The sequence below is a fragment of the Morganella sp. HMSC11D09 genome (genome assembly GCF_001807955.1).
GTDB classification, from domain to species: domain Bacteria; phylum Pseudomonadota; class Gammaproteobacteria; order Enterobacterales; family Enterobacteriaceae; genus Morganella; species Morganella morganii.
In genome coordinates, this window is the sequence record NZ_KV791691.1 from 1 (window position 1) to 12,589 (window position 12,589).

Consider the following 12,589-nt stretch of genomic DNA (forward strand, 5'->3'; position numbering starts at 1 on the left):
GTCATTTCGCCCTCAGCCGGAACCGACCCCTATATGACAAAGATGAAAGAAACGGCGTTGTTCACTGCGCCGCTGACGCGGCGCGGGTTTGTCAAAGCCTCCGGTGCGGCCGGCGGTCTGGCAGTTGCAGCGGGCGGGTTATCCCTCCCGTTCAGCCATGCGGCGTCTGCCGCTGAAACTACCCCGGCACCTGCGGCGGCTTCTGATGAGAAAGTGGTCTGGAGTGCCTGTACGGTTAACTGCGGCAGCCGCTGTCCGTTACGGATGCATGTGGTTGACGGCGAAATCAGATATGTTGAAACCGACAATACCGGTGATGATGTCTACGAAGATCTGCATCAGGTACGCGCCTGCCTGCGCGGCCGTTCCATGCGCCGCCGGGTGTACAACCCGGATCGCCTGAAATACCCGATGAAACGTGTGGGTAAACGCGGTGAGAACAAATTCGAGCGTATCACCTGGGAAGAGGCGTTTGATACTATCGCCGGTACCATGAAACGCCTGATCCGCGATTACGGCAACGAATCTATCTATCTTAACTACGGCACCGGCACCCTCGGCGGCACCATGACCAAATCCTGGCCGCCGGGAGCAACACTGATTGCCCGTCTGATGAACTGCTGCGGCGGTTATCTGAATCACTACGGTGACTACAGTACCGCGCAGATTGCAGCCGGTCTGAATTACACCTACGGCGGCTGGGCGGACGGTAACAGCCCGTCAGATATTGAAAACAGCAAGCTGGTGGTTTTGTTCGGTAACAACCCGGGCGAAACCCGCATGAGCGGCGGCGGTGTGACCTATTATGTTGAGCAGGCACGCGAAAAATCAAATGCCCGCATGATTATCATCGATCCGCGTTATACCGATACCGGTGCAGGGCGCGAGGATGAATGGATCCCGATCCGTCCGGGTACGGATGCCGCACTGGTCAGCGCGCTGGCGTATGTGATGATCAAAGAAGACCTGGTGGATAAGCCGTTCCTTGACAAATATTGTGTCGGTTATGACGAAACCACCATGCCTGCCGGTGCACCGGCCAACGGCCACTATAAAGCGTATATTTTAGGTGAAGGGCCGGACGGCGTGGCGAAAACCCCGGAATGGGCAGCCAAAATCACCGGTATTCCGGCGGCGCGGATTGTGAAACTGGCGCGGGAAATCGGTACTGCCAAACCGGCGTATATCACTCAGGGCTGGGGCCCGCAGCGCCGCTCAAACGGCGAAACCGCATCCCGTGCCATTGCCATGCTCTCTATTCTGACCGGTAACGTGGGGATTAACGGCGGTAACACCGGTGCGCGTGAAGGCTCTTACGCAATCCCGTTTGTCCGTATGCCGACCCTGACTAACCCGGTGAAAACCAGTATCTCCATGTTTATGTGGACAGATGCGATTCTGCGCGGCGAAGAGATGACCGCCACCCGGGATGGTGTGCGCGGTAAAGACAAACTGGATGTGCCGATCAAAATGGTCTGGAACTATGCCGGTAACTGTCTGGTGAACCAGCACTCCGAAATCAACCGCACCCATGACATCCTTCAGGATGAGAGCAAGTGCGAGATGATTGTGGTGATCGATAACCATCTGACCTCGTCCGCCAAATATGCGGATATCCTGCTGCCGGACTGCACCGCTTCCGAACAGATGGATTTCTGCATGGATGCCTCTGCAGGCAACATGGGGTATGTGATTTTTGCCGATCAGGCAATCGCCCCGCGCTTTGAAAGCCGCAATATCTATGACATGACCAGCGAAATCGCCAAACGGATGGGGGTCGGTGATCAGTTTACCGAAGGCCGTACCCAGGAAGAGTGGCTGCGTCACCTGTATGAGCAGTCCCGCGCCGCGCTGCCGGAACTGCCGGAGTTTGATGAGTTCCGCAAACAGGGTATTTTCAAAAAACGTGACCCGCAGGGACACCATGTGGCGTACCGTGATTTCCGCAACGACCCGCAGGCAAACCCGCTGACCACGCCGTCAGGTAAAATCGAGATCTATTCCGCACAGCTGGCGGAACTCCGTGATACCTGGGAACTGAACGAAGGGGATGAAATCCATCCGCTGCCGGTTTATTCCGCAGGCTTTGAGCATGCCGGTGATCCGCTTCAGGAAAAATACCCGTTACAGATGACCGGTTTCCACTACAAATCCCGGACTCACTCCACTTACGGCAACGTTGATGTGCTGAAAGCCGCCTGTCCGCAGGAACTGTGGATTAACCCTGTCGATGCCGCGAAACGCGGGATTGCGCACGGTGATAATGTGAAGGTCTTTAACGATCGCGGGGAAGTGCGCGTCAATGTGAAGGTCACACCGCGTATTCTGCCGGGCGTTGTCGGTCTGGGTGAAGGTGCATGGTACAGCCCGGACGGCGATCGTATCGATCACGCGGGCAGCATTAACGTGTTAACCACTCAGCGCCCGTCGCCGCTGGCGAAAGGGAATCCGTCCCATTCCAACCTGGTTGAAGTCGTTAAGGCCTGAGGAAGCGATTTATGTCAACGCAATATGGTTTCTACATTGATTCAAGTCGCTGCACCGGCTGCAAAACCTGCGAGCTGGCCTGTAAAGACTTTAAAAACTTATCTCCGGAAGTGAATTTCCGCCGTATCTATGAGTATGCAGGCGGCGACTGGACAGAGCAGGATGGTGTGTATCAGCAGAATGTGTTTGCTTACTATCTCTCCATCTCCTGTAACCACTGTGATGATCCGGCCTGTGCCAAAGTTTGCCCGAGCGGTGCAATGCACAAGCGGGAAGACGGCTTTGTGGTGGTGAATGAGGAAGTATGTATCGGCTGCCGTTACTGTCATATGGCGTGCCCGTACGGCGCACCGCAGTTTGATGAGGTCAAAGGCCATATGACCAAATGTGACGGCTGCTATGAGCGCGTCGCGGAAGGCAAAAAGCCGATTTGTGTTGAATCCTGTCCGCTGCGGGCACTGGATATGGGACCGATTGAAGAGCTGCGGGCTAAATACGGCACACTGGCGGAAATCGCGCCGCTGCCGTCTGCGGAATACACACATCCGAATATCGTTTTAAAACTGAATGCCAACAGCCGTCCTGTCGGGGATACCACAGGCCATCTGGCGAACCCGGAGGAGGTATAACATGGGATCGGGAATTCATGAATGGCCGCTGATGTTTTTTACCACCATCGGGCAGAGTGTGGCAGGGGCATTTATTGTGATGGCGGCAGTGCTGCTGTCCGGAAAACTGTCACCGGAACTGAACCGTAAAGTGCATTACAGCATGTTCGGCCTGTGGGTGCTGATGGGCGTGGGTTTCCTGCTCTCCATGATGCACATGGGCACGCCGCTGCGTGCGTTTAATGCGTTTAACCGCCTCGGCAGTTCATCGCTCAGTAATGAAATTGCGGCCGGTTCGGTCTTCTTCGCTGCCGGTGGTTTTTACTGGCTGCTGGCGGTACTGAACAAAATGCCGGCGGCGCTCGGTAAGCTCTGGCTGCTGGTGGTAATGGTTCTGGCGGTGGTCTTTATTTACGCCATTCCGCAGGTTTACCAGATTGCCACGGTGCCGACCTGGTATACCCCGTACACCACGGTTCACTTTGTGCTGACAGCTCTGCTGGGCGGGCCGGTACTGGCTGCTCTGCTGCTGCGGATTGCCGGGTTTGACCTGCGCTGCATCAGCTGGCTGCCGCTGGTGGGTATCGTTGCGTTGGTGGCGAGTGCGGTCGCAGTGACGTCACAGGCGTTTGATCTGGCCTTTATCCGCAGTTCCGTACAGAGCGCTTCCGCGCTGGTACCGGAATTCGGCCTGTATATGGGCTGGCGTCTGGTTCTGCTGGCGCTGGGTCTGACCTGCTGGATCCTGCCGCTGGTGAAACGGACAAATCCGCCGGTGATTATGATGCTGATTGGTTTTGTTCTGGTGTTATCCGGGGAAATTATCGGCCGCGGTATTTTCTACGGACTGCACATGACAGCCGGTATGGCCTATCTGTCCTGATACAATCAGCGCGTATCCTGTTACTGTTTTCCGGACGGAAATCGTGGCAGGATACGCGGATATTTTATTGTGAGAGTCCTGAGTTATGAGTGAGCAAGCTGTCAGTGATGTTGCCTTAACGGCCCGTATTCTCGGGGCGGCATTTTACTACCCGCCGTCAGAAATCGTACAGATAACGGAACTGCTCTCTTCCGGGGAGTGGGTGGCGGAATGGCCGTACGGTAATGATGCGCAAAAGCAGGCCGCCGCACAGAAACTGGGTCTGACTGTCACCGGTGAGGAAACTTTAGCGCAGGCCTATCAGCGGCTGTTTATCGGCCCGCAGGCACTGCCCGCATCGCCGTGGGGCTCTGTCTGGCTGGATAAAGAACAGGTGCTGTTCGGGGATTCCACTGTTGCCCTGCGTGAGTGGATGCGTGCACATCAGGTGGATATTGTGCTGTCGCAGAATGAGCCGGAAGATCACATCGGCCTGTTACTGATGATGGCGGCCTGGACGGCGGAAAATCGTCCGGATGCCCTGAATTCACTGCTGGCGGAACACCTTCTGCCGTGGGCACGCTTTTATCTGGCGCGGATGCAGGAAAAATGCGGCAGCCCGTTCTATGAAGGATTATCTGCTCTGACGGCTCTGACTCTCAGAGGCTGGCAGGATGCACTGCTGGTGATCCCGGCAGAGAAAACCATTTTCGCCTGAGATATCACACTATCAGATCAAAAAGCCCTTCCGGTGCAGACCGGAAGGGCTTTTTTTACGGCGGATGTTACTGGCCGAGGTCAAATTCATTAATTTTTGCGAGCATCTCCGGGTCATTGCGGTACTTTTCACGCAAGACTTTTTGCTGCTCTTTGGCCGGAGGACAGGTTTCATCCAGTGCTTTTTTGATATCTTTTTTCTGATCTGCCGGCAGGGACACATCCCATTCACCGGCAAAATGGATGCAGTTTTCTGCATTATCCGTAAAGATTTCCAGCTCATCCGCACTGTTCTGATCTGCCGCGGCGGCGGGCAGTGAAAGCGCTGCCAGGCTCAGCAGCATTATCAGGTATTTCATCCGTGTCTCCTGTTTAAAAGGTCGTCTGTGTGTGCTGCGGGGTCAGCAGCGGTCATCGTGAAACGAGTATGATAATCACACATTCCGGAACGGGTTTAAAGCAGGGAGAACCCGGGATTACATATTCTTACACGGCTGCGGCGGAGCCGAATAACCGGCGGTTAAAATCCTCGATTTTACCGGTCATCAGACGGCGCTGCATGGTCAGTGTCCAGCTGGCGGAAAGTCCGGATGCCTGTAACAGATAACGGTATTCTGTTTCATCAAACGGCAGATGAAAAGCGATGGCAGCGGCTTCCCTGACAGACACCGCGCTGGTGCGGGTCAGCAGTTTCAGCGGCTGATCACTGCTGACATCCCCTTTCCCGACGACACGGTACAGCCAGCCGGTACGGCCGCAATCCTGCATCACCTGTGCAAAATCAGACACATCTGTCAGCGGATTCAGTTTGTAGCACGGTGAGCGCGGCTGGGTGACCTGAATCACGGCGCTGCCCCACTGATAAATATCCCCGATGAATACGGTTTCTTCTGTCATACCGAGGGTGGATATATTTTCCCCGAAGAACGGCGTGACAAAGCGATCCTCAATCTCCGGATACATCATTTTCCAGTAGTCGTAGTGTTCGCGGGGATAGTGACACAACGCACGGTCAGGGCCGCCGTGAAAGGCTTTTTCCGCCTGCTCGTCACCGGCGAGTCCGGTGGCACTGAGGGCAATCACGCCTTCGGTCTGACGCTTTTCAATTGCGCTGCGCCCGCAGCGGGCTGTATCCCTGACGGGACCGGTGAAAACTAAAGGTGTGTATGCCATGCCGCCTCCGTATTGAGTGAGACGGATATCATAATCGAAAGCGGGAAAGAAGAATATGTGCGGACAGCGTCCGCACATATTTCAGGACTTATTTTGCAGAAGCGAAACGCGCTGCTGCCTCATCCCAGTTCACCACAGACCAGAATGCTTTGATGTAATCCGGACGGCGGTTCTGGAACTTCAGATAATAGGCGTGTTCCCACACATCCAGACCGATGATCGGATAACCGGAGGTGCCGGAAATCGCTTCACCCATCAGCGGGCTGTCCTGGTTGGCGGTTGAAACCACAGCCAGTTTGCCGTCTTTCAGCACCAGCCAAGCCCAGCCGGAACCGAAACGGGTTGCGGCGGCTTTTTCAAACTCAGCCTGGAACGCCTCAACGCTGCCGAAATCGCGCTCAATCGCTGCTTTCAGGTCGCCCTGTAATGTGGTACCGGTTTTCAGGCCTTTCCAGAACATGCTGTGGTTGGAATGACCACCGGCGTTGTTGCGGATAAAGGTACGTTTGTCCGCCGGGAATTTATCCAGCTGTGTGATCAGATCGTCGATATCCAGATTTGCCATCTCAGGGAAGGCTTCCAGCGCGGTGTTGGTGTTATTCACATACGTCTGATGATGTTTGGTATGGTGAATTTCCATTGTCATTTTATCGAAATGCGGTTCTAACGCATCATAAGCGTACGGTAATGCAGGTAATACATAGCTCATAATTATAACTCCAGTAATTGACCGAACCGCTCACACCGTGTGTGAACAGGCAGACATTATAATGAAACAGATGATAATGAAAACGATTATCAGATCTGTGCGATCTGTGCGGATTCTTTTTATTTGTTAGTTTACTGTCTTATTTTAGTTAAATATTTTAGTTGGCGCTTCTCATCTGATGTCATGTGCTGTTTTTTATGTAACAGGTGATTTTTTATATCGCCGGTGGTTTTCGCATCAAATGATAACGCTGTGAATACCCCCTTTTTCAATCCGTGATCTTTAGCGCAAAAAAGAAACAAAGGCGGAAAGGTAACTTTATTTAACGTGATTTTGACATAGCATTAACAATTGAAAGGAGATGCATCATGACAAAAATAACGAAATATCCTGTACCCGAAGCAATTGCAGAAAACGCGCTAATCAATCATCAGCAGTATCTGGACGAGTATCAGCGGTCTGTTGAGGATCCCGACAGCTACTGGCGTGAGAAAGGTCAGATTGTAGACTGGATAAAGCCCTATACGCGGGTGAAAAACACCTCTTTTGATCCGGGCCATGTCAGTATTAAGTGGTTTGAGGACGGCACACTGAATCTCAGTGCCAACTGTCTTGACCGGCATCTGGCGGAGCGTGGTGATAAACCGGCGGTGATCTGGGAAGGTGACAGCCCGGATGAGTCCCGCACACTCACTTACCGTGAACTGCATCATGATGTCTGCCAGTTTGCCAATGTCCTGAAACAGCAGGGGATCCGCAAAGGTGATGTGGTTGCGATTTATATGCCGATGGTACCGGAAGCGATGGTTGCCATGCTGGCCTGTGCCCGTATCGGTGCGGTGCACTCGGTGATTTTTGCCGGGTTCTCACCGGAGGCGGTGTCCGGCCGTGTTATTGATTCCGGGGCAAAAATGGTGATTACGGCAGATGAAGGTCTGCGCGCCGGGCGCACTATCCCGCTGAAGAAAAATGTGGATGACGGCCTGAAAAACCCGGGCGTGACCACCGTCAGCAGTGTGATTGTTTTCCGCCGCACCGGCAATCCGGTGGAGTGGCAGGAAGGGCGTGATATCTGGTGGCATGACGCTGTCAGCGGTGTCAGTGCGGACTGCCCGCCGCAGGAGATGAATGCGGAAGATCCGCTGTTTATCCTCTATACCTCCGGCTCAACCGGCAAGCCGAAAGGCGTGCTGCACACCACCGGCGGTTACCTGGTTTATGCCACTCTGACATTTAAATATATCTTTGATTATCATGGTGATGAAGTGTTCTGGTGTACAGCGGATGTCGGCTGGGTAACCGGACACACCTACCTGGTTTACGGCCCGCTCTCCAACGGGGCCATCACGCTGATGTTTGAAGGCGTACCGAACCATCCGAAGGTCAACCGGATGTGTCAGATTGTCGATAAACATCAGGTCAATATCCTGTATACCGCACCGACCGCGATCCGCGCCCTGATGGCGGAAGGTCTCAGTGCGATTGAAGGTACCTCCCGCAAATCACTGCGCATTATGGGATCAGTCGGCGAGCCGATTAACCCGGAAGCCTGGGAGTGGTATTACAAAACTATCGGTGACAGCCGCTGCCCGATTGTCGATACCTGGTGGCAGACCGAAACCGGTGCCTGCATGATAGGTGCGATGCCGGGAGCGATTGAACTGAAACCGGGCTCCGCGACCGTCCCGTTCTTTGGTGTTCAGCCTGCGCTGGTGGATAACCAGGGTGAAATTCTGGACGGCGAAACCGAGGGGAATCTGGTGATCCTCGACTCCTGGCCGGGCCAGGCCCGTACCCTATTCGGTGATCATGAACGTTTTGAACAGACCTATTTTTCCGCCTTTAAAGGTATGTATTTTGCCGGGGACGGTACCCGCCGTGATGAAGACGGCTATTACTGGATCACCGGGCGGGTGGATGATGTGCTGAATATCTCCGGGCACCGCCTCGGTACCGCCGAAGTGGAATCCGCACTGGTTTCACACCCGAAAATTGCCGAAGCGGCCGTGGTCGGGATCCCGCACAGTATCAAAGGGCAGGCTATTTATGCCTATGTCACACTCAATCACGGCGAGGAGCCGACACCAGAGCTGTATGCGGAAGTGAGGAACTGGGTCCGTAAAGAAATCGGCCCGATTGCCACCCCGGATATTCTGCACTGGACCGACTCTCTGCCGAAAACGCGATCCGGTAAAATTATGCGCCGTATCCTCCGTAAAATCGCCGCCGGTGATACCGGTAATCTGGGTGATGTATCAACACTGGCCGACCCGGGTGTGGTCGAAAAACTGCTCGAAGAAAAGCAGGCCATCAAAATGAACTAGCACGCTAACCTCAGTCAGTGCCGTGTTACGCGGCACTGACACTCCGGATAACAAAAACAGAGGAGTATCCTCAATGAGCGCATCCATTTATCAGCAGGTGGAGAATGACCCTCGCTTTCAGGAACTGGTCAGAAAGCGCAGTCGGTTCTCATGGACATTGTCCGCTATCACACTTGTGCTGTATGTCAGCTTTATTATTCTGATTGCATTTGATCCGCAATGGCTGGGCACGCCACTCGGCGAAGGTCTGACGATTACCCGCGGGATCCCTGTCGGCGTCGGGCTGATTGTCAGTGCGTTTGTCCTGACCGGTATTTATACCATCCGCGCAAACGGGGAATTCGACCGTCTGACCGCCGAAATCATCAGCGGGGTGAAACAATGAAAACGCGCCTTTCTGCTCTTCTGTTATCCCTGCTATTTCCGCTGCTCAGTCACGCGAATGCCATCAGCGGGCCGGTGGAGCGCCAGCCGGTAAACTATCAGGCCATTATTATGTTCCTGGTTTTTGTCGGCCTGACACTGTACATCACTTACTGGGCGGCAAAACGGACACGTTCCCGCGCAGAGTATTACACCGCCGGGGGAAAAATTACCGGGTTTCAGAACGGGCTGGCGATCGCCGGTGACTTTATGTCTGCCGCCTCCTTCCTCGGGATCTCCGCACTGGTTTACACCTCCGGTTATGACGGCCTGATCTACTCCATCGGTTTCCTGATCGGCTGGCCGGTGATCCTGTTCCTGATTGCGGAACGTCTGCGTAACCTCGGGCGCTACACCTTTGCGGATGTGGTTTCTTACCGTCTGAAAGCCAGGCCGATTCGTGTGCTGTCTGCCAGCGGTTCGCTGGTGGTGGTGGCGCTGTATCTGATAGCGCAGATGGTCGGGGCCGGTAAGCTGATTGAGCTGTTATTCGGGCTCAACTATATCGTGGCGGTTGTGCTGGTCGGCATCCTGATGGTGTTTTATGTTCTGTTCGGCGGCATGCTGGCAACGACCTGGGTGCAGATTATCAAAGCGGTTCTGTTACTCGCCGGTGCCAGCTTTATGGCACTGATGGTGATGAAAGCTGTAGATTTCAACTTTAACACCCTGTTTAAAGACGCGGTTGCGGTACATAAAAACGGATTGGCGATTATGAGCCCGGGCGGCCTGGTATCAGATCCGATCTCCGCATTATCGCTGGGGCTGGCGCTGATGTTCGGTACCGCCGGGCTACCGCATATTATCATGCGTTTCTTCACGGTCAGTGATGCCAAAGAAGCGCGTAAGAGTGTGTTCTATGCCACCGGATTCATTGGTTACTTCTATATCCTGACCTTTATTATCGGCTTCGGCGCTATTTTGCTGGTCAGCCCGAACCCGGTATTTAAAGATGCGGCGGGGGCACTGATCGGCGGCACCAACATGGCGGCGGTGCATCTGGCGGATGCAGTCGGTGGTAATCTGTTCCTCGGCTTTATCTCCGCCGTGGCATTCGCGACCATTCTGGCGGTGGTTGCCGGTCTGACCCTGGCGGGGGCTTCTGCGGTTTCCCATGACCTGTATGCCTGTGTTATCAAAGACGGCAAAGCCAATGAACGGGATGAATTAAAAGTCTCCAAAGTGACGGTGATTATTCTCGGGATTGTCGCCATCGGGCTGGGTGTTCTGTTTGAAAAACAAAATATTGCCTTTATGGTGGGGCTGGCTTTCTCTATCGCGGCGAGTTGTAACTTCCCGATCATTCTGCTCTCCATGTACTGGAAACGCCTGACCACACGCGGTGCACTGGCCGGAGGCTGGCTGGGATTATTAACCGCTGTGATCCTGATGATCCTGGGACCGACTATCTGGGTCAATATTCTCGGGCACGAAAAAGCGATTTATCCGTATGAATATCCGGCACTTTTCTCAATGTTTGCTGCCTTTATTGCGGCCTGGCTGGTGTCTGTGACGGATAACTCCGCACAGGGTCAGGAAGAACGCAGCCGCTTTGAGGCGCAGTTTATCCGCTCTCAGATAGGCATCGGAATCGAGCAGGGCAAATCTCACTGACAGACGTCACAGCGCGGTCTCCGTTCCGGAGGCCGTGTTTTTCTTTCTCTCCGGCACTTGTTTTATCAGGTTGTTAATGGTTTACTGCAACCCGCTTGTTTATGTTATTTAAAAGTTAATTTATGCGTCTGTTTTCTTCTGTTTTACTGATTGTGCTGATTGCTCTGGCACCGGCGGTGTTATCCGGCGGACCGGGGGCGGAGTACAATGTGAAAATTACGGTGATGGGCACATTATTGCTGCTGGCGAATGTGTATCTCTGCCGCTATACCGCGGGCAAAATAGTTGTTGGCCTGCTGACCATTTTGTGGGGGCTGAATTTATCTGCCTCTGCGCTTTTCCGCCGCGAGGCGGGCGCTGAATATCTGACGAACCTTCCTGAGCTGCTCCATCAGGGCTATCCGTTATCAGCCGGTGATTTCCTGTCTGAAAACAGTGGTATCGTACTGTTTTTTATCGTGGTTTCTGTGGCGTATTTCGCGGTGGTTCACCTGCTGAGCCGTGCGTTGCCGCGCCGTGCTATCCGTAATGCCGGTATCTCGCTGTTATTACTCTCGTTTATTCTGCCCGTTGAATATTACGCGATGGAAAAAGATAAAACGCCGGGGCTGACGGTGTATGACCACTACCTGCTGGGTACGCCGCTCTATAATCTTGCCACAGTACCGATGGCATGGCGGGGATGCACCGGTATCAACTGAACAGCAGCAGCCGTCCGGGAGATCCGGACGGCTGCTGTATCAGTCAAACTGCAGAATAAATTGTGTGTTTGCTTCCAGCCTGCCGGGTTTAACGGAATCGCCATAGCGGTAATATTCAGCAACAAGCGGAACACGTGTTTTTCCGTCCTGTAAGTCCGCGATTTTAACAAACTCCTGATTAACCAGTACGGCATCATTATTCATCGGTGATGTGACAACAAAACCGACACCGGACGCATTATTATTACCTTCATCATCAGGAACGATAACAGACTCTTTTCCGTTATAATTTTCTGTTTTAGCCGCCATTAATTTCATATGAGCAGACAGATCGCCGTTACATGAAATAAATAAATTATCTTCAGCTTTATAATTACCGTCCGGAAATCCTTTGGACGAAAAGGCATTTACCGGTGCCCGTGGTAATTTAAATTCCAGGTCAGAATTTTCCAGCGAACATGATGACGGTGCGCTTTCAATCTTGCCTTTCAGTCTGTAACTGTATCCTACCGCTGTTGTGCCGCCGCCGGGGTTATATGCCTGAATTAAGACAGTACCAATATATGCTCCGCCGGTTAAAGAAAGCGTATCCGGATTATCTTTTGCGGCATAAATAATAACTGTTAAGTCAAGCGGCAGGAGCGGACCTGCCGGAACCGGAATATTACTTCCCGGCTGGTTTTGAAAATGCATACCGGTTCTGTTATCGATCAGAACATAAACAAAATTCCGATCTCCGCCCGGATAAATATGATATGCAGGATAGCCGTCAATATCACCATAATGCTTGGCGACAATACCACTGCCTTCACTGTAGCTGGTATAGCCGTGAATACCGGCATTCGGTCCGCAGTCTGCCACGCCGCCGATACCGCCTTCACGGACAAATGTGAAGCGGCCGACTTCCTGATTCTGCTTTATACTGCCGGTAAGACGCAGATTGATGGTTGACGTCATTGTGGAATGGTTCT

12 protein-coding genes are annotated in these 12,589 nt (G+C 53.3%); 8 read left to right on the top strand and 4 right to left on the bottom strand.

Annotation, left to right across the window (positions count from 1 at the left end; genetic code table 11):
• Positions 1–33 precede the first annotated feature (33 nt).
• The 4 genes from dmsA (at position 34) to dmsD (ending at position 4,675) form a co-directional block, all read left to right on the top strand.
• On the top strand, positions 34–2,487 hold the full coding sequence (gene dmsA, locus HMPREF3119_RS09610; RefSeq protein WP_036418277.1) for a dimethylsulfoxide reductase subunit A: 2,454 nt from the start codon (positions 34–36) through the stop codon (positions 2,485–2,487).
• An 11-nt stretch (positions 2,488–2,498) separates the two neighbouring features.
• A complete protein-coding gene (locus tag HMPREF3119_RS09615; protein WP_004237907.1) occupies positions 2,499–3,116 on the top strand; it encodes a DMSO/selenate family reductase complex B subunit in 618 nt (205 codons plus the stop codon).
• Position 3,117: 1 nt separating this feature from the next.
• A complete protein-coding gene (locus HMPREF3119_RS09620; RefSeq protein WP_004237908.1) occupies positions 3,118–3,978 on the top strand; it encodes a DmsC/YnfH family molybdoenzyme membrane anchor subunit in 861 nt (286 codons plus the stop codon).
• A gap of 85 nt (positions 3,979–4,063) precedes the next feature.
• Positions 4,064–4,675 carry a Tat proofreading chaperone DmsD gene (gene dmsD, locus HMPREF3119_RS09625; RefSeq protein ID WP_004237909.1) on the top strand — a complete coding sequence of 204 codons (612 nt, stop codon included), beginning with the start codon at positions 4,064–4,066 and terminating at the stop codon, positions 4,673–4,675.
• A gap of 67 nt (positions 4,676–4,742) precedes the next feature.
• Here dmsD and HMPREF3119_RS09630 read toward each other — a convergent pair whose 3' ends face one another.
• From HMPREF3119_RS09630 to sodA, 3 genes are all read right to left on the bottom strand, one after another.
• Positions 4,743–5,033 carry a hypothetical protein gene (locus HMPREF3119_RS09630; protein ID WP_004237910.1) on the bottom strand — a complete coding sequence of 97 codons (291 nt, stop codon included), beginning with the start codon at positions 5,031–5,033 and terminating at the stop codon, positions 4,743–4,745.
• A gap of 127 nt (positions 5,034–5,160) precedes the next feature.
• Entirely contained in the window at positions 5,161–5,847 is a 687-nt protein-coding gene (yiiM, locus tag HMPREF3119_RS09635) for a 6-hydroxyaminopurine reductase (RefSeq protein ID WP_070579532.1), read from the bottom strand.
• A gap of 88 nt (positions 5,848–5,935) precedes the next feature.
• On the bottom strand, positions 5,936–6,556 hold the full coding sequence (gene sodA / locus HMPREF3119_RS09640; RefSeq protein WP_070579536.1) for a superoxide dismutase [Mn]: 621 nt from the start codon (positions 6,554–6,556) through the stop codon (positions 5,936–5,938).
• A 368-nt stretch (positions 6,557–6,924) separates the two neighbouring features.
• On the opposite strand from sodA, the gene acs reads away from it, so the two are divergent.
• The 4 genes from acs to HMPREF3119_RS09660 all read left to right on the top strand — a co-directional run bounded on the left by acs (position 6,925) and on the right by HMPREF3119_RS09660 (position 11,618).
• A complete protein-coding gene (acs, locus tag HMPREF3119_RS09645; RefSeq protein ID WP_024474702.1) occupies positions 6,925–8,880 on the top strand; it encodes an acetate--CoA ligase in 1,956 nt (651 codons plus the stop codon).
• Positions 8,881–8,953: 73 nt separating this feature from the next.
• Complete coding sequence (locus tag HMPREF3119_RS09650; RefSeq protein WP_004237915.1) at positions 8,954–9,265, top strand: DUF485 domain-containing protein; 312 nt, start codon at positions 8,954–8,956, stop codon at positions 9,263–9,265.
• A complete protein-coding gene (locus HMPREF3119_RS09655; RefSeq protein WP_070579539.1) occupies positions 9,262–10,917 on the top strand; it encodes a cation acetate symporter in 1,656 nt (551 codons plus the stop codon). Before HMPREF3119_RS09650 ends, HMPREF3119_RS09655 begins: the two co-directional genes overlap by 4 nt.
• A gap of 122 nt (positions 10,918–11,039) precedes the next feature.
• On the top strand, positions 11,040–11,618 hold the full coding sequence (locus tag HMPREF3119_RS09660; protein WP_070579542.1) for a hypothetical protein: 579 nt from the start codon (positions 11,040–11,042) through the stop codon (positions 11,616–11,618).
• Between the two features lie 39 nt (positions 11,619–11,657).
• On the opposite strand, the gene HMPREF3119_RS09665 is transcribed toward HMPREF3119_RS09660, so the two are convergent.
• Positions 11,658–12,575 carry a fimbrial protein gene (locus tag HMPREF3119_RS09665; RefSeq protein ID WP_225310072.1) on the bottom strand — a complete coding sequence of 306 codons (918 nt, stop codon included), beginning with the start codon at positions 12,573–12,575 and terminating at the stop codon, positions 11,658–11,660.
• Positions 12,576–12,589 lie beyond the last annotated feature (14 nt).